Origin of the sequence: Bradyrhizobium sp. WD16 (genome assembly GCF_024181725.1) — a bacterium.
Lineage (GTDB): Bacteria > Pseudomonadota > Alphaproteobacteria > Rhizobiales > Xanthobacteraceae > Bradyrhizobium_A.
In genome coordinates this window covers 4,821,512-4,838,941 of record NZ_CP028908.1, presented here as the reverse complement: position 1 = coordinate 4,838,941, position 17,430 = coordinate 4,821,512, and the positions used below count along the sequence as shown (strand labels likewise).

General features: G+C 68.3%; 11 protein-coding genes. 10 read left to right on the top strand and 1 reads right to left on the bottom strand.

Annotated elements, in window-relative coordinates; translation table 11 throughout:
- Positions 1-152 precede the first annotated feature (152 nt).
- From DB459_RS22335 to DB459_RS22310, 6 genes are all read left to right on the top strand, one after another.
- Positions 153-5,372: an alpha-2-macroglobulin gene (locus tag DB459_RS22335; RefSeq protein ID WP_253707929.1), complete on the top strand. Its 5,220-nt coding sequence runs from the start codon at positions 153-155 to the stop codon at positions 5,370-5,372.
- Complete coding sequence (gene pbpC / locus DB459_RS22330) at positions 5,369-7,468, top strand: penicillin-binding protein 1C (protein ID WP_253707926.1); 2,100 nt, start codon at positions 5,369-5,371, stop codon at positions 7,466-7,468. Before DB459_RS22335 ends, pbpC begins: the two co-directional genes overlap by 4 nt.
- Before the next feature lie 50 nt (positions 7,469-7,518).
- Entirely contained in the window at positions 7,519-9,267 is a 1,749-nt protein-coding gene (locus DB459_RS22325; protein WP_253707923.1) for a glycosyltransferase family 39 protein, read from the top strand.
- A 1-nt stretch (position 9,268) separates the two neighbouring features.
- Positions 9,269-10,072 (top strand): phosphatase PAP2 family protein, encoded by an 804-nt coding sequence (locus DB459_RS22320; protein WP_253707921.1) that lies wholly within the window; start codon positions 9,269-9,271, stop codon positions 10,070-10,072.
- A gap of 150 nt (positions 10,073-10,222) precedes the next feature.
- Positions 10,223-10,984 carry a glycosyltransferase family 2 protein gene (locus DB459_RS22315; RefSeq protein WP_253707919.1) on the top strand — a complete coding sequence of 254 codons (762 nt, stop codon included), beginning with the start codon at positions 10,223-10,225 and terminating at the stop codon, positions 10,982-10,984.
- Positions 10,974-11,309, top strand: a complete 336-nt coding sequence (locus DB459_RS22310; RefSeq protein WP_253707917.1) for a lipid-A-disaccharide synthase N-terminal domain-containing protein — start codon at positions 10,974-10,976, stop codon at positions 11,307-11,309. The genes DB459_RS22315 and DB459_RS22310 overlap by 11 nt, the downstream gene beginning before the upstream one ends.
- A 6-nt stretch (positions 11,310-11,315) precedes the next feature.
- On the opposite strand, the gene metC is transcribed toward DB459_RS22310, so the two are convergent.
- On the bottom strand, positions 11,316-12,500 hold the full coding sequence (gene metC / locus DB459_RS22305) for a cystathionine beta-lyase (protein WP_253707915.1): 1,185 nt from the start codon (positions 12,498-12,500) through the stop codon (positions 11,316-11,318).
- Positions 12,501-12,857: 357 nt separating this feature from the next.
- Here metC and DB459_RS22300 point away from each other — a divergent pair, with 357 nt between their 5' ends.
- Genes DB459_RS22300 through DB459_RS22285 form a run of 4 tightly spaced genes read left to right on the top strand, consistent with a single transcriptional unit; the run spans position 12,858 to position 17,361 of the window.
- Positions 12,858-13,874, top strand: coding sequence for an amino acid ABC transporter substrate-binding protein (locus DB459_RS22300; RefSeq protein WP_253707913.1), 1,017 nt, complete (start codon positions 12,858-12,860; stop codon positions 13,872-13,874).
- A gap of 24 nt (positions 13,875-13,898) precedes the next feature.
- Complete coding sequence (locus DB459_RS22295) at positions 13,899-15,104, top strand: amino acid ABC transporter permease (RefSeq protein WP_253707911.1); 1,206 nt, start codon at positions 13,899-13,901, stop codon at positions 15,102-15,104.
- On the top strand, positions 15,101-16,606 hold the full coding sequence (locus tag DB459_RS22290) for an amino acid ABC transporter permease (RefSeq protein WP_253707908.1): 1,506 nt from the start codon (positions 15,101-15,103) through the stop codon (positions 16,604-16,606). Before DB459_RS22295 ends, DB459_RS22290 begins: the two co-directional genes overlap by 4 nt.
- A gap of 14 nt (positions 16,607-16,620) precedes the next feature.
- A complete protein-coding gene (locus DB459_RS22285; protein WP_305884144.1) occupies positions 16,621-17,361 on the top strand; it encodes an amino acid ABC transporter ATP-binding protein in 741 nt (246 codons plus the stop codon).
- Positions 17,362-17,430 lie beyond the last annotated feature (69 nt).

Here is a 17,430-nt window from a genome sequence, read left to right as displayed (position 1 = left end):
CGTGCTGACATATCGTGCCGACATTTCGTGCCGACCTGGCTCGGGGTGGTTCAGTGATTGGCTTCGACTGACACGCCACTGACTTGTACCCGCCACGATTCGCGCCTTTCATTCCGAGCGACGGCCACGCCGTCCTGCAGGGGAGTCTTCCGATGACCGGTCTGATTCGCGCCGCCGTGGTGATGGCAACGCTGGCGTTCGGGCTCGTGGCGGCGCAGGCCGCCGACAAGGCCTTCAAACGCGACGATCTGGCGGACGCGGCCATCCGCCTCGAAGCCCAGATGAAGAAGGACGCCGGGCCGGTGGCGAAGTCGGCGGCGGCACTCAAGGGTGACGCCGACGCCGCGATCCGGCGAGGCGATGTCCGCGGCGCCCTGCAGAGCCTCGGCCAGATCGCCGCGATCGCGCCCGAGGATGCCGGCAACTGGCTCAAGCTCGCCAAGACCATTTTCCAGGTCCGCTACGTCGACAGCCGCGAGCAGACCTTCCTGCTCGAGCGCGCCTCGACCGCGGCCTACATCGCCTATCAGCGCGCCGGCAACGCCGGCGAGGAGGCCGATGCCCTGGCGGTGCTCGGCCGCGCCTTCGCCGACCGCAAGCTGTGGCGGCCGGCGCTCGATTCGCTGCGGCTGTCGCTCGACCTGCGCGAGGTTGCCGAGATCCGCGGCCAGTACGAAAAGCTGCGGGACGACCACGGCTTCCGGCTGATGGACTATTCGGTGGATTCGGAATCGGCGGCGCCGCGGGTCTGCTTCCAGTTCTCCGAGGATCTCGCCAAGCGGGTCGATTTCGCCCCGTTCGTGACCCTTGCCGGCAACGACAAGCCGGCGATCACCGCCGAAGACCAGCAGCTTTGCGTCGAAGGGCTCAAGCACGGCGAACGCTACAGCCTCGGTCTGCGCGCCGGCCTGCCGTCGGCGGTCAAGGAGGCGCTGCCCAAATCCGCCGAGTTCAACGTCTATGTCCGCGACCGCAAGCCGTTCGTGCGCTTCACCAGCCGCGCCTACGTGCTGCCGCGCACCGGCCAGCACGGCATTCCGCTGGTCAGCGTCAACACCCCGTCGGTGGCGGTGCAGATCTTCCGGATCGGCGACCGCAACCTGATCAACACGGTGCTGGGCAGCGATTTCCAGACCGCCCTGTCGTCCTATGACCTGTCGTCGCTCGGTGACGAGAAGGGCGTCAAGGTGTGGTCCGGCGAGATCGCCACGGAAACCAGGCTCAACGAGGATATCACCACCGCTTTCCCGGTGGATGAGGCGGCGGGCCCGATGCAGCCGGGCGTCTACGTGATGACCGCCCTGGCCAAGGCCGCCGGCGCTTCCAGCGAGGACGATGCCTCGTCGCTGGCGACCCAGTGGTTCATCGTCTCCGATCTCGGGCTGACGGCCTTCTCCGGCAACGACGGCGTCCATGTCTTCGTCAATTCGCTGGCGACGACCAGTCCGGTCGCCAGGGCCGAGGTCCGGCTGCTGTCGCGCAGCAACGAAATCCTGGCGACGAGAAAGACCGACGAGGCCGGCCATGTGCTGTTCGAGCCGGGCCTCGCGCGCGGCGAGGGCGGCCTGTCGCCGGCGCTGCTGACGGTGGCGACCGAGGCCGCCGATTACGCCTTCCTCAGCCTGAAATCGACCGCCTTCGATCTCACCGATCGCGGCGTCGAGGGCCGCGCCGTGCCCGCCGGGCTCGACGCCTTCGTCTATGCCGAGCGTGGGGTTTATCGCTCCGGCGAAACCGTCTATCTCACCGCGCTGCTGCGCGACGGCGAGGGCAAGGCCGCGGGCGGCGTGCCGCTGACCCTGGTGGTCGAGCGTCCGGACGGTGTCGAATTCCGCCGCGCCATGGTACCCGACCAGGGCGCCGGCGGTCACAGCCTGACGCTACCGCTGAACGCCGCGGTGCCGACCGGTACCTGGCGGGTGCGGGCGTTCACCGATCCGAAGGCCAAGGCGATCGGCGAAACCACCTTCATCGTCGAAGATTACGTCCCGGACCGAATCGAATTCGATCTTTCGACCAGGGCGAAACAGCTTCCTCTTGATGCTCCAGTGGAAGTTGAGGTGGCCGGTCATTTCCTCTATGGCGCCCCGGCCTCGGGCCTGACCATCGAGGGCGATCTCCTGGTCAAGCCGGCCGACGCCCGGCCGGGCTTTGCCGGCTACCAGTTCGGCGTCGCCGACACCGAGACATCGAGCAACGAACGCACCCCGCTCGAGGACCTTCCCGAGAGCGACAGCGCCGGCAAGGCGACGCTGAAGGTCGCCCTCGCCAAGCCGCCGACCTCGACCAGGCCGCAGGAGGCCCAGATCTTCGTCCGCATGGTCGAAGCCGGCGGCCGCGCAGTGGAGCGCAAGCTGTCGCTGCCGGTGGCGCCGGCCGGCAACATGATCGGAGTGAAGCCGCTGTTCGACGGCCGCAGTGTCGCCGAGGGCGATCCCGCGAGGTTCGAGGTGGTGTTCGCCGCGCCCGACGGCCGGACGCTGGCGCGCAGCGACCTGCGCTACGAATTGCTGCGGCTCGAGTCCCGCTATCAGTGGTACCGGCAGGGCTCGTCCTGGGACTACGAGCCGGTCAAGACCACCAAGCGCGTCGCCAATGGCGACCTGGCGCTCACCGCCGACAAGCCGGCGCGCCTCGACCTCAACCCGCAGCCCGGCCGCTATCGCCTCGACGTCAAGACCGCCGACGCCGACGGGCCGGTGACCTCGCTGCAATTCGACGTCGGCTGGTATTCCGACGGCAGCGCCGACACGCCCGACCTCCTGGAAACCTCGATCGACAAGCAGGAATACGCCGCCGGCGACACCCTGACCGTCTCGGTCAACGCCCGCAATGCCGGCAAGCTCACGGTCAATGTGCTCGGCGATCGCCTGCTGACCACCCGGTCGGTGGACGTCAGGGAAGGCACGTCCCAGGTCAAGCTCAAGGTCGGCAGCGACTGGGGCACCGGAGCCTATGTCGTCACGACCTTGCGCCGACCACTCGACGTCGACGCGAGGCGCATGCCGGGCCGGGCCATCGGCCTGAAATGGTTCGCCATCGACCGCAAGTCACGCAGCCTCGACGTGGCGTTGTCGCCGCCGCCGCTGGTGCGGCCCAACAGCACGCTGAAGCTGCCGGTGAAGATCGGCGGACTGTCGCCCGGCGAGGACGCCAAGATCGTGGTGGCCGCCGTCGATGTCGGCATCCTCAATCTCACCGGCTACAAGCCGCCGGCCCCCGACGACTATTACCTCGGCCAGCGGGCGCTCTCGACCGAGATCCGCGACCTCTATGGCCAGCTGATCGACGGCATGCAGGGCACGAGAGGCCAGATTCGCTCGGGCGGTGACATCGCTGCTGCCGAACTGCAGGGCAGCCCGCCGACCCAGAAGCCGCTTGCGCTCTATTCCGGCATCGTCACCGTCGGTCCGGACGGCACCGCGACGATCGATTTCGACATCCCCGAATTCGCCGGCACCGCGCGGGTCATGGCCGTGGCGTGGAGCGCGACCAGGATCGGCCGCGCCACCACGGACGTGACGATCCGCGATCCGGTGGTGCTGACCACCACCTTGCCGCGCTTTCTGCTCAACGGCGATCACGGCACCATGACGCTCGAGCTCGACAACGTCGAAGGCGCCGGCGGCGACTATGCCATCGGCATCAACACGACCGGACCGATCAAGCTGTCGGGCGTGCCGGCCACGGTGATGCGGCTGCAGCCCAGGCAGCGCAATTCCGTGCAGGTGTCGCTCGACGCCGGCGGTGCCGGCACCGCGCGGCTCGACGTCGACATCAAGGGGCCGAACGGGCTGACGCTCGCCCGTCACTACAATCTCGACGTCAAGCCGGCGACCCAGATCCTGGCGCGACGCACGGTGCGGACCCTCGCCAAGGGCGAGAGCCTGACCCTGGCGCCGGACCTGTTCTCCGACCTCGTGCCCGGCACCGGCGGCATCTCGCTGTCCGTGAGCATGTCCAGCGCCCTCGACGCCGCGACCATCCTCAAGGCGCTCGACCGCTATCCGTTCGGCTGTTCGGAGCAGATCGCCAGCCGGGCCATGCCGCTGCTCTACGTCAACGATCTCGCCGTCGAGGCCCATCTCGCCATGGACACCGCCGTCGACCAGCGCATCCGCGACGCCATCGACCGCCTGTTGGCGCGCCAGGGCTCCAACGGCTCCTTCGGCCTGTGGTCGGCCGGCGGCGACGATGCCTGGCTCGACGCCTATGTCACCGACTTCCTGACGCGGGCGCGCGAGAAGGGCTTCGCGGTGCCCGACCTGTTGTTCCGCAACGCCCTCGATCACATCCGCAACGCCGTGGTCAATGCGGACGAACCGGAGAAGAACGGCGGCCGTGAACTCGCCTACGGCCTCTATGTGCTGGCGCGCAACGGCGCGGCGCCGATCGGCGACCTGCGCTACCTCGCCGATACCAAGCTCGCCAATTTCGCCACGCCGATCGCCAAGGCCCAGCTCGCCGCGGCGCTGGCGCTGGCAGGCGACCGGGTGAGGGCGGAGCGGGCCTACAATGCGGCCCTGGCCGACCTCACGCCCAAGCCGGTGCTGGTGTTCGGCCGCACCGACTACGGCTCGGCGCTGCGCGACGCGGCAGCTCTGGTGTCGCTGGCGAGCGAAGGCAACGCGCCGCGCGCGACCCTGACCTCCGCGGTCGAGCGGGTCGAGGCGGCGCGCGGGCTGACGCCGTTCACCTCCACCCAGGAGAATGCCTGGCTGGTGCTGGCGTCGCGGGCCATCGCCAAGGAGGCCAATACGATCGTCCTCGACGTCGACGGCCGGGCGGTGAAGACCGCGCTCTATCGCAACTTCACTGCCGCCGACATCACCGCCAAGCCGGTCAAGATCACCAATAACGGCGATGCGCCACTGCAGGCCGTGCTCGCGGTGACCGGTGCGCCGGTGACGCCGGAGCCGGCCGCCGCCAACGGCTTCAAGATCGAGCGCAATTACTTCACGCTCGACGGCAAGCCCGCGGACATCAGCAAGGTGAAGCAGAACGACCGCTTCGCGGTGGTCCTTAAGGTCACCGAGGCGAAGCCGGAATTCGGTCGCATCATCGTCGTCGATCATCTGGCGGCGGGGCTCGAGATCGACAATCCGCGCCTCGTCTCGTCCGGAGACACCGGCACCCTCGACTGGATCGAGGACGGCGAGGAGCCGGAGAACACCGAGTTCCGCGACGATCGCTTCAGCGCCGCCATCGAGCGGGCGAGCGACGACAGCGCGGTGTTCACGGTGGCCTATGTGGTGCGCGCGGTGTCGCCCGGCCGATACGTCCTGCCGCAGGCCTATGTGGAAGACATGTACAATCCCTCGCGCTACGGCCGCACCTCGACCGGCACGGTCGAGGTGCGATCGGCCAAATGACCGCGGCGCCGACCACGTCCGGTGCCGCGTCGCGCCGCCATCGCTGGCGGCTCGCGGGCGCGGCGCTGGCCGTCGCCGTCCTTGCGTGCGCGGCCGGGCTGGCGGCCTGGGTCGCTGCGCTCGGCCCGGTGCCGTTCGACCGCGCCGCCGAGGTCTCCACCACGGTTGTCGACCGGCACGGCAAATTGCTGCGCGCCTACGCAATGGCCGACGGCCGCTGGCGCCTGCCGGTCCATGCTGCAACCGACGTCGATCCGACGTATGTCGATCTGCTGCTCGCCTACGAGGACCAGCGCTTCCGCAGCCACGGCGGCGTCGACCCGCAGGCCCTGATCCGCGCCGCGCTGCAGTTCGCCCGATCGGGCGAGATCGTCTCCGGCGGCTCGACCATCACCATGCAGCTCGCGCGGCTGCTCGAACCGCGCAGCCGGCGCACCGTCGGCGCCAAGCTGCGCCAGATCGTGCGCGCGCTCGAAATCGAACGGCTGCGCGACAAGGACCAGATCCTCGACCTTTATCTGACGCTGGCGCCGTTCGGCGGCAATCTCGAAGGCGTCCGTGCCGCCTCGCTGGCCTATTTCGGCAAGGAGCCTAAACGCCTGTCGCTGGGGCAAGCGGCCCTGCTGGTCGCGTTGCCGCAGTCGCCGGAGCGCCGGCGCCTCGACCGTCACCCCGAGGCCGCCCGCGCCGCGCGCGACCGGGTGCTGGCGCGCATGGTCCACGAGGGCAGGATCTCGGCCGAGGATGCCGCCGCGGCGCAGGCCGAACCGGTGCCGCACCTGCGCCAGCCGATGCCGCTGCTCGCTCCCCATGCCACCGACGCGGCCGCCGCCGGCCGCCGCGACGGTGCGGTAATCCGCACCACGCTCGATGCCGGCCTGCAGAACAACCTCGAGGCCCTGGCCCGCGACCGGCTCGCCGCCATGGGCCCGGATCTCTCAGTCGGGATCCTCGTGGTCGATCACGACAGCGGCGAGGTCATCGGCCATGTCGGCTCGCCGGACTATTTCGACGCAAGGCGGGCGGGGCAGGTCGACATGACCCGGGCGGTGCGCTCGCCGGGATCGACGCTCAAGCCCTTCATCTACGGCCTCGCCTTCGAGGACGGCTTCGTTCACCCGGAAAGCCTGATCGACGACCGGCCGATCCGCTTCGGCAACTACGCGCCGGAAAATTTCGACATGACCTTCCAGGGCACCGTGCCGGTGCGCAAGGCGCTGCAGCTCTCGCTCAACGTGCCGGCCATCGCCTTGCTCGATCGCGTCGGCGCCAGTCGCCTCGCGGCGCGACTGAAGCAGGCCGGCGCCGCGCTGGTGCTGCCCAGGAACGAGGTCCCCGGGCTCGCCATGGGACTCGGCGGCGTCGGCATCACCCTGAACGATCTCGTGACCCTCTATGCGGGGATTGCGCGTGGCGGCGACACTCTCGCATTGCGCGAAAATGTCGGCGCCGACACCGGTGAGGCGAGGCGGCTGCTCGACCCCATCGCCGCCTGGCAGGTCGGCAATGTGCTGATTGGCACGCCGCCACCGGACAACGGCATCCATGGCCGCATCGCCTTCAAGACCGGCACCAGCTACGGTTACCGCGACGCCTGGGCGATCGGCTTCGATGGACGGACCACCATCGGCGTCTGGGTCGGCCGCGCCGACGGCGCCCCGATCCCCGGACTGGTCGGCCGCACCGCCGCGGCGCCGATCCTGTTTGACGCCTTCGCTCGCACCGGCAAGCTGCCGGCGCCGCTGCCGCGCCCGCCGCGCGGCACCCTGATCGCCAGCAATCCAAAGCTGCCGCTACCGCTGCGGCGTTTCCGTCCGGCCGGCGAACTTGTCCGCAGCGGCACCGAGCAGACGCTGCACATCCAGTTTCCGCTCAACGGTTCCCAGATCGAAGCCGCGGGCCTAGGTGCCGCGCCCGTTCCGGTGAAGGTGGCCGGAGGCGTGCTGCCACTCACGGTGATGATCAACGGCATTCCCGCCGGCGAGATCGACAGCCGTCGGCAGCGCCTGGTGGCGCCCCCCGGTCCGGGCTTCGCCCGATTCACCGTCATGGACGCCACGGGCGCCGCGGACACAGTTGTGGTGAGAATTCAGTAGCTGGGTGCCAAGCTGTTGTGGCTCCGGCGGTTTCATCGTATGCGAGGCCAATGAGTGAGACCCTCTATCGCCCCCGCTTTGGTGAGCCCCGCGAGCCGGTCAACCGGACCGATCCGGGCCGGGCGCTGGCGCGCATGCTCGATATCGTGGCGGGCAGTCACGGCCGGGCGGTCGTCTTCCTGATCCTGGTCGGCGCGCTGTTCTTCCTGCCCGGTTTTTTTACCATACCGCCCGTCGATCGCGACGAACCGCGCTTCGCCCAGGCCACCAAGCAGATGGTCGAGACCGGCGATTTCGTCGACATCCGTTACCAGGACGAGGTCCGCTACAAGAAGCCGGTCGGCATCTACTGGCTGCAGGCCGCAGCGGTGGAGGGCGCCTCGGCGCTGGGGCTGCCCCGCGCCCAGGTCCGGATCTGGCTCTATCGGGTGCCATCGCTGCTCGGTGCCATCGGCGCGGTGCTGCTGACCTACTGGACCGCACTCACTTTCGTCACCCGCCGCGGCGCGGTGCTCGCCGCGCTGATGCTGTGCAGCTGTGTGCTGCTCGGGGTCGAGGCGCGCCTCGCCAAGACCGACGCCATGCTGCTGTGTGCCGCGGTCGCCTCCATGGGCGCGCTCGCGCGCATCTACGTGCCCTGGCAGCGCGGCATCGACAACCCACGACCATCGTTCGTGCTGCCCGCGGTGTTCTGGACCGCCATGGCGGTCGGCCTGCTGCTCAAGGGGCCGCTGATCCTGATGTTCGCGGCCTTCGCCATCATCACCCTGGTGGCGCTCGACCGCTCGGGCGGCTGGCTGTGGCAGTTGCGACCGGTGTGGGGGCTGATCTGGACCATGGTGCTGGTGCTGCCATGGTTCATCCTGATCGTGCTGCGGTCGGGCGAAAGCTTCTTCGCCGACTCCATCGGCGGCGACATGCTGACCAAGCTGACCAGCGGTCAGGAATCCCACGGCGCTCCGCCCGGCGTCTACTTCCTGCTGTTCTGGGTGACCTTCTGGCCCTCCTCAGCGCTCGCCGGCATGGCGGCGCCGGCGATCTGGCGGGCACGGCGCGAACCCGGCGCACAGTTCCTGCTCGCCTGGCTGGTGCCCTCCTGGATCGTCTTCGAGCTCGTCATCACCAAGCTGCCGCATTATGTGCTGCCGCTCTATCCGGCGATCGCCATTTTGATCGCGGGCGCGCTGGAGCGCCGCGTGCTGTCGCGCTCGCCATGGGTGGTGCGCGGCGCCGCCTGGTGGTTCGCCTGGCCGGCGGCGATCTCGGTGGCGATGATCGTCATCGCCATCGCACTGACGCTGCAACCGGCCTTCCTCGCCTGGCCGTTCGCCGCGGGGGCGATGATCTTCGGCCTGTTCGCGTGGTGGCTTTACGACGACAACGAGGCTGAGCGCTCCGTGCTCAATGCGGTCGCCGCCTCGTGGTTTCTCGGTGTCGTGGTCTATGGCGTGGTGCTGCCGTCGCTGACCCCGCTGTTCCCCAGCGTCACGCTGGCGCGGACGCTGCGTTCGGTCGAGTGCGTCGGGCCCCAGGCCGCGGCCGCCGGCTATCACGAGCCGAGTCTCGTCTTCATGACCGGCACCTCGACCCTGCTCACCGACGGCTCGGGCGCCGCCGACTTCCTCAAACAGGGCAGCTGCCGCTTCGCCCTGATCGAATCGCGTCAGGAGCGCGCCTTCGCCCAGCGCGCCGAGGCCATCGGCCTGCGCTACGACATGGCCGAGCGCATCGACGGCTACAATTTCTCGCAGGGACGCCAGATTTCCATCGCGGTCTTCCGTTCCGAGGGAACGCGCTGAGATGACGGCCGACGCGGGCGGCGAGGGTGCCGGGTCCTATCTGCGCGACTTGCCGGTGCAGACCGGCCGCGCGCTCGGCCGCCTTGCGCGCGCGCCGATCCCGGCCCATCGCGCCGCGGCGCGGCGACGCCTCCAACGCCAGCTGGCGCTGCTGCTCGGCGGCGGCGCGCTGATCGTGGTGGCGCTGATGATTGCCGTCGACGTGCCGGTGATCACCATGATGCCGACGCGCGGCGCGCCACAACTGTGGTGGGCCCGCATCCTCACCGAATTCGGCAAGGCGGCCTATGTGCTGTGGATCTTGGCGGGCGCGTTGCTTGTGGTGCTGTTCGTGCTGCCGGCATCGCGGGGGGCCTGGCGCCTGCGGCTCGCGGTCTGGCAGACGCGGATCGCCTTGATGTTCTTCTCGGTGGCCCTGGCGAACCTGGCCGGCGAACTTCTGAAGGCCCTGGTCGGGCGCGGCCGGCCCTTCGTCGGCGGCAAGGCGGATGCCTTCCACTTCGCGCCGCTGAGCCTGAGCGAAGCCTATGCCAGCCTGCCATCGGGGCATGCCACCACGGCGGCGGCGCTGGCGGTGGCGGTGGCGGCGATCTGGCCGCGGCTGGGCGGAGTCGTGGTGGTCTACGTGCTGGTGATCCTCGCCACCCGCCTTGTCCTGGTCGCCCATCACCCCAGCGACGTGCTCGCCGGTGTCATCGTCGGCGTCTCGGTCGCCTTGGCGGTCCGCCACTGGTTCGCCGTCCGGCGGCTCGGCTTCGAGATCTCGCCGGACGGACGGGTTTCGCCCGCCTTCTCGGCTCTCTGAGGCCCGCCAGAGGTCTGCCGGAAGGGGGTTGCCGGGCGGGTCGCGGCCCCATAAGAAGCGGGCCCAAACCGTCCGCCGGGGCTCGCCGCGCCGGACCCATCCTCGGCCCTTCGGCGCCTTCCGGCCGCCGTGAGGCGGATTGAGAGTGTCATGAATTCAACGACTTGCGGCGCAGATGGCCCGGCCGTCTCGATCGTCGTGCCGGTGCGCAACGAGGCGGACAATATCGCCCCGCTGGTCGCCGAGATCGTCGCCGCGCTCGACGGCCGCTGGGCCCACGAGATCATCTACGTCAATGACGGCTCGACCGACGCCACCGCCGACCGGCTGACGGCGCTGATGGCCTCGCTTCCGCAGCTGCGCCATGTCCGTCACGAGGCCTCTTGCGGCCAATCGGCGGCGGTGCGGACCGGCGTGCGGTTCGCCCGCGGCGCCATGATCGCGACGCTCGACGGCGACGGCCAGAACAATCCCCAGTTCCTGCGCGAGCTGATCGCCAGGCTGGAGCAGGGCGGCGGCCGCATCGGACTCGTTGCCGGGCAGCGGGTGGGGCGCAAGGACACCGGTTTCAAGCGCTTCCAGTCAAAGGTGGCGAACCGGGTTCGCAACGCCATCCTTCATGACGGCACCCGCGACACCGGCTGCGGGCTGAAGGCCTTTCCGCGCGAGGTGTTCTTGTCGCTGCCGTATTTCGATGGTCTGCACCGTTTCCTGCCGGCGCTGGTCCGGCGCGAGGGCTTCGAGATCGCCTATGTCGACGTCATCGATCGGCCGCGCCATGCCGGCGTCTCGAACTACGGCTTCTTCGACCGGCTCTGGGTCGGGATCATGGATCTCGCCGGCGTGTGGTGGCTGATCCGTCGCAAGAAGAGCAAGCCGATCGCAACCGAGGTGGCCCGTCATGTCGGCTGATCTGTGGGGCAAAATCGCCGCCTATCTGCACGACGTCTTCGTGATGAATTTCGATGGCTGGGTGGTGCTCGGCTTCGTCGCCCAGGGTCTCTTCACCATGCGCTTCGTGGTGCAGTGGATCGCCTCGGAGCGGGCGCGGCGCAGCGTCGTGCCGGCGGCCTTCTGGTTCTTCTCGGTCGGCGGCGGCGTGCTGCTGCTGGCCTACGCGCTGTACCGCCGCGACCCGGTCTTCATCGCCGGCCAGGCGCTCGGCCTGCTGGTCTATGCGCGCAACCTCTACTTCATCGTCACCCACGGTCGGCAGACCGCGGCCGAAGAGAAATAAGGTTCCTCAACGGGCGGCGCCCAGCGCCGCGAAGCCCCGATCGAGGTCGGCCTTGAGGTCGTCGGTGCTCTCCAGCCCGATATGAAAGCGCAGCGTCGGGCCTTCCGGCGCCCAGCGCGTCGCGGTTCGATACGAGGAGCAGTCGAACGGAATGACGAGGCTTTCGAAGCCGCCCCACGAATAGCCCATCCCGAACAACTTCAGGCTGTCGAGCATGGTATCGACCGCGGCCTGCGGCACCGGCTTGAGGACGACGCTGAACAACCCGCTGGCGCCGGTGAAGTCCCGTCGCCAGATGGCGTGACCCGGATCGTCCGGCAGCGCCGGATAAAGCACCCGCGCGACTTCAGGCCGCGCCTTGAACCAATGCGCCATCTCCAGCCCCGCGCGCTGATGCGCGGCGAGCCGCACCGACAGGGTGCGCAAGCCTCGCAGCGCCAGAAAGACATCGTCCGGACCGGCGCAGACGCCGAGCAGCCGGATCGCCTCGGCGACGCGCGGCCAGGCCGCCGCGTTGGCCGAGATCGTCCCGAACAGGATGTCGGAATGGCCGCCGAGATACTTGGTCGCCGCCTGGATGCTGATATCGACGCCCTGGTCCAGCGAGCGGTGAAACAGCGGTGTCGCCCAGGTATTGTCGTCGAGCACCAGCGCGCCGCGTCCATGGGCGACCTCGGCGATGGCGCGGATGTCGGGCATGTCGAAGGACTGCGAGCCGGGCGCTTCCACCATCACCGCCCGGGTGTTCGGCAGAAACAGGGCGTCGATGGCGCCGCCGATCAGCGGATCGAAATAACTTGTCTCGACGCCATAGCGACCGAGCAGATCGTCGCAGAACGCGCGGGTCGGCCGATAGACGCTGTCGCAGACCAGGACATGGTCGCCCGCCTTGAGCACCGCGAGCAGAGCGGTCGAGATCGCGGCGAGCCCCGACGGCGCGAGACCGACCCCGGCGCAGTTCGGGCCCTCGAGGGCCGTCAGTGCCTGCTGCAGCGCCCGCGTCGTCGGCGAGCCATGGCGGCCATACTGGAATTCGCCGCGATGGGCATGCAGGTCGGCCGCGGTCGGGTAGAGCACGGTCGAGCCGTGCACCACCGGCGGATTGACGAATCCGTTCTGCGCCGCAGTGTCGCGGCCGGCGGTGACGAGGGTGGTTTCGGGGGCAAGCGGGTGGTCGCTGGGGGAAGCCATGGCCTTGTATCGTCGCCTTCTATGGTCCGGATCGTTTCGCGTGCAGCGGGTGCGCAAATCGCCGGCAGGAACCTGCGCAAGTCCGCGCGGCAGCCGTTGCCGCGGGGGCGGCCGATATGAGGACCGGGGACGAAGGCCGTCAAGCCCTTGACCTCTTACCGCCGCCGTTCTGTTATGCGCGGCAACGATTTACCCCGTTGGCCGCGCTCCGGAGCAGCATTTTGCCAAGCGCGCCGGTGGGCGTCGGCCGTGTTCAACAATCCACGTCACACCATCATTAGCGTCATTCTTCACGTCCCATCTTCAGGCCACATCGTCCACGCCACAATGACCCGCGTCACAGTGAAAGGTCCCGTCATGAAACGCGTCTCCGTCCTCGCCGCGCTCGCCGTCTTCGCGGCCGCATCGACCCAGACCGCCGGTGCGCAAACCCTCAAGACCGTCAAGGACCGCGGCGTACTCTCCTGCGGCGTCAGCCAGGGCCTGCCGGGATTCTCGTCACCGGACGACAAGGGCAACTGGACCGGGCTCGACGTCGATCTCTGCCGCGCCGTGGCCGCGGCCATCTTCGACGATCCGACCAAGGTGAAGTTCGTGCCGCTGTCCGCCAAGGATCGCTTCACCGCGCTGCAGTCCGGCGAGATCGACGTGCTGTCCCGCAATTCGACCTGGACGCTGTCGCGAGATACGTCGCTGGGCCTCAACTACACCGGCGTCAACTACTATGACGGCCAGGGCTTCCTGGTGCGCAAGGCGTTGAAGGTGAATTCGGCGCTCGAGCTCAACAGCGCCTCGATCTGCGTTCAGACCGGCACCACGACCGAGCAGAACCTCGCCGACTATTTCAAGGCGAACAACATGAAATACGAGGTGATCGCCTTCAGCTCGGCCGACGAGACCGTCAAGGCCTATGAGGCGGGCCGCTGCGACGTCTTCACGTCCGACGTCTCCCAGCTCTATGCCGAGCGTCTCAAGCTCGCCAATCCGAACGACCACGTGGTGCTGCCGGAGATCATCTCCAAGGAGCCGCTCGGTCCGGTGGTGCGCCACGGCGACGACCAGTGGTTCGATATCGTCAAATGGACGCTGTTCGCGATGCTCAACGCTGAAGAATTCGGCATCACCCAGAAGAACGTCGACGAGATGGCCAAGTCCGACAAGCCCGAGTTCAAGCGCCTGTTCGGCACCGACGGCAATCTCGGCGAGCAGCTCGGCCTGACCAAGGACTGGGTGGCACGAATCGTGAAGGGGGTGGGCAACTACGGGGAATCCTTCGATCGGAACGTCGGTGCCGGCTCCAAACTGCAAATCGCCCGCGGCCTCAACCGTCTCTGGAATCAGGGCGGCATCCAGTACGCGCCGCCGATCCGCTGACGAGCGCGCGCACCGGGCCGCACCATGAGCGCCTCGCGACCGCCGCCGCCGCAATTCTGGTCCAAGCTCCGGCGCGCGGTCGGCGGCCGCGCCGGCTGGGGCGGTCTCGCTCTCCAGATCGCCTTCGTCGCGCTGCTGGTCTGGCTCGGCTATGAGGTCGTCGCCAATGCGAGGGCCAACCTGCAGGCCCAGCGCGTCGCCTCCGGTTTCGGCTTCCTTTCCAATACCGCCGGCTTCGGCGTCAGCCAGTCGCTGATCTCCTATTCGGAGACCGACAGCTATAGCCGCGTCTTCGTCGTCGGCCTGCTCAACACCCTGATCGTCTCGCTGATCGGGATCGTCTTCGCCACCATCGTCGGCTTCGTCATCGGCCTCGGCCGGCTGTCGCCCAACTGGCTGCTGGCGCGCCTCGCCGGCGCCTATGTCGAGATCGTCCGCAACCTGCCGCTGCTGTTCCAGATCCTGTTCTGGTACCTGGCCGTGCTGGCGAGCCTGCCCAATCCGCGCCAGGGCATCTCGCTGTTCGGCGTCGCGTTTCTCAGCAATCGCGGCTTCGTGGTGCCGAGCCCCGAGCCGCAGGCGGGCTTCACCGCGTTCGTCGTCGCGCTGCTGCTGGCGATCGTGGGCGTGCTGCTGCTGCGCCGCTACGCGATGCGCCAGCACCTCGACAAGGGCCGGGTGGTGCGGATCTGGCCCGCGGTCGTCGCGCTGCTCGTCGGGCTGCCGCTGCTTGCCGCCGTCTTCACCGGCGCGCCCATCACTTTCGACGTTCCGGTGCTGCGTGGCTTCAACTTCAGCGGCGGGCTGCGGATCATTCCCGAATTCGTCGCGCTGACACTGGCGCTGTCGATCTACACCGCGGCCTTCATTGCCGAGATCGTTCGGGCCGGTGTCCTGTCGGTGCACAAGGGACAGATGGAGGCGGGGGCTTCGCTCGGCCTGTCGCGTGGCACGGTGCTGCGCCTTGTCGTGGTGCCGCAGGCGCTGCGGGTCATCCTGCCGCCGCTCACCAACCAGTATCTGAACCTGATCAAAAACTCCTCGCTCGCGGTCGCGATCGGCTATCCCGATCTGTTCTCGGTCTTCGCCGGCACGACGCTCAGCCAGACCGGGCAGGCGATCGAGATCATCGCCATCACCATGGGCGTCTACCTGCTGATTTCCCTCGTCACCAGTGCGCTGATGAGCCTCTACGGCTGGCGCATCAACCGCAGCATGGGGGCGACATGACGTCACCCGCCTTCGTTCGCCAGGACCTCGTGCCGCCGCGCACCGCGCCGGTGGTGACCACGGGCTTCATCGGCGTCCTGCGCACGCGCCTGTTCAATTCCCCGACCAACGCGCTGCTGACCATCGCCAGCGCGCTGCTGTTGTGGTTCACGGTGATCCCGGCGGTGCGCTTCCTGCTGGTCGACGCGGTCTGGCAGGGGACCGATCGCACCGCCTGCCTCGCCGAGAATGCCGGACACGCCGTCGGCGCCTGCTGGCCCTTCGTCAAGGCGAAGCTGTCGCAATTCATGTACGGCTTCTACCCGCAGACCGAGCGCTGGCGGATCGACCTCACTTACGCCGTCGCTGTCGTGCTGCTGCTGCCGCTGCTGATCCCGCGGGCCCCGGCCAAGGCGCTCAACGCGGCGCTGTTCTTCATCGCCTTTCCGATCGTCGCCATTTTCCTGCTCCACGGCGGCGGGATCAAGGGCTTCGCCCTGACCTGGTGCGCCGACGCGCTGCTGGCGCTCGCCGGCAGCATCGTCGAAGCCGGGCGTTCGCTGGCCGACGCCCACGGCGCTGCCGCCGCGCTGCTCGTGCCGCTCGGCAAGCTCCTGGTGCTGGTCGGCGACGTTCTGGCGGTTCCGCTGACGCCGCTCGGCTGGCTGCGGGACTTCATCCGCGCCTCGGGCGAAGCGGTCTGGACCGATCTCGTCTTGACCGCGATCGTGGTCTCGCTGGGATTGTTCCTGCTGGCGGGCGGGTTTCGCAGCGGCTGGCGCACGCTCGCCGCCAGCCTTGCCGGCTTCATCGTCATCGCCATCGTGATCGCCGCGATGCGGCTCGACCGCGGCGGCCTGCCGATCGTCGATACCCGCCAATGGGGCGGGCTGCTGGTGACCCTCGTGGTCTCGGTCACCGGCATCGTCGCCTCCATGCCGATCGGCATCGCGCTGGCGCTCGGCCGGCGCGCCACCATCCCGCTGATCCGGCTGTTCTCCATCATCTTCATCGAGTTCTGGCGCGGCGTGCCGCTGATCACGGTGCTGTTCTTCGCCACCTACATGCTGCCGCTGTTCCTGCCCGGCAACTTCACCATCGACGGGCTGCTGCGCGTGCTGATCGGCGTCGCGCTGTTTTCGGGCGCCTACAATGCCGAGGTGGTCCGCGGCGGCCTGCAAGCGCTGCCGCGCGGCCAGGCCGAGGCGGCCAGCGCGCTCGGCCTGTCCTACTGGAAGACCACGGGCCTCGTGATCTTGCCCCAGGCGCTGCGCCACGTCATTCCCGGCCTCGTCAACAGCTTCATCGCCCTGTTCAAGGACACCACGCTGGTGCTGATCGTCGCCATCTTCGACCTGCTCGGGTCGTTGCGCGCGGCCTTCTCCGATCCCACCTGGGCGACGCCGACCACGCTGTTCACCGGCTTTTCCTTCGCCGGACTGATCTATTTCGCCTTCTGCTTCGGCATGTCGCGCTATTCGCTGTTCGTCGAGCACCGCCTGAACGCGCACCGGCGCCACTGAGGAGAGATTCTTTCATGACCACGGACGCGATCGTCGCCGTCTCCGGCCTCAACAAATGGTATGGCGAGTTTCACGTGCTGCGCGACATCCATCTCGAGGTCGCCAAGGGCGAGCGCATCGTGATCTGCGGCCCTTCCGGCTCGGGCAAGTCGACCTTCATCCGCTGCATCAATGCGCTCGAGGAATTCCAGGAAGGCAGCATCGTCGTCGACAACATCGAGCTGGGGCCGAGCCTGCGCCACGTCGAGGAGGTGCGGCGCGAGGTCGGAATGGTATTCCAGAGCTTCAACCTGTTTCCGCATCTCACCGTGCTCGAGAACTGCACACTGGCGCCGATCTGGGTACGCAACATCCCCAAGAAGGATGCCGAAGCGACAGCGATGAAATTCCTCGAGCGGGTGCGCATTCCCGACAAGGCCGGCAAGTATCCGGGGCAGTTGTCGGGCGGCCAGCAGCAGCGCGTCGCCATCGCTCGCGCCCTCGCCATGAATCCCAAGGTGATGCTGTTCGACGAGCCGACGTCGGCGCTCGACCCGGAAATGGTCAAGGAAGTGCTCGACACCATGGTCGATCTCGCCCGCGAGGGGATGACCATGCTGTGCGTCACCCATGAGATGGGCTTCGCCCGCGAAGTCGGCAGCCAGGTCGTCTTCATGGACGCCGGCCAGATCATCGAGGCCAATACGCCCAAGGAATTCTTCGCCAATCCGCAGCACGCCCGGAGCAAGCTGTTCCTCGGCCAGATCCTGCGCTGATCCGCGAGGCGGGGCGTCGCGGCCGTCGCAAGGGAGTTGCAGCGAGAGCGCGCCGACACTTCGCCGGCG

Excerpts from the sequence above, each read along its gene's own strand:
- DB459_RS22335 (WP_253707929.1), top strand. The coding sequence starts at position 153 with ATGACCGGTCTGATTCGCGCCGCCGTGGTGATGGCAACGCTGGCGTTC.
- pbpC (WP_253707926.1), top strand. The coding sequence starts at position 5,369 with ATGACCGCGGCGCCGACCACGTCCGGTGCCGCGTCGCGCCGCCATCGC.
- DB459_RS22325 (WP_253707923.1), top strand. The coding sequence starts at position 7,519 with ATGAGTGAGACCCTCTATCGCCCCCGCTTTGGTGAGCCCCGCGAGCCG.
- DB459_RS22320 (WP_253707921.1), top strand. The coding sequence starts at position 9,269 with ATGACGGCCGACGCGGGCGGCGAGGGTGCCGGGTCCTATCTGCGCGAC.
- DB459_RS22315 (WP_253707919.1), top strand. The coding sequence starts at position 10,223 with ATGAATTCAACGACTTGCGGCGCAGATGGCCCGGCCGTCTCGATCGTC.
- DB459_RS22310 (WP_253707917.1), top strand. The coding sequence starts at position 10,974 with ATGTCGGCTGATCTGTGGGGCAAAATCGCCGCCTATCTGCACGACGTC.
- metC (WP_253707915.1), bottom strand. The coding sequence starts at position 12,500 with ATGGCTTCCCCCAGCGACCACCCGCTTGCCCCCGAAACCACCCTCGTC.
- DB459_RS22300 (WP_253707913.1), top strand. The coding sequence starts at position 12,858 with ATGAAACGCGTCTCCGTCCTCGCCGCGCTCGCCGTCTTCGCGGCCGCA.
- DB459_RS22295 (WP_253707911.1), top strand. The coding sequence starts at position 13,899 with ATGAGCGCCTCGCGACCGCCGCCGCCGCAATTCTGGTCCAAGCTCCGG.
- DB459_RS22290 (WP_253707908.1), top strand. The coding sequence starts at position 15,101 with ATGACGTCACCCGCCTTCGTTCGCCAGGACCTCGTGCCGCCGCGCACC.
- DB459_RS22285 (WP_305884144.1), top strand. The coding sequence starts at position 16,621 with ATGACCACGGACGCGATCGTCGCCGTCTCCGGCCTCAACAAATGGTAT.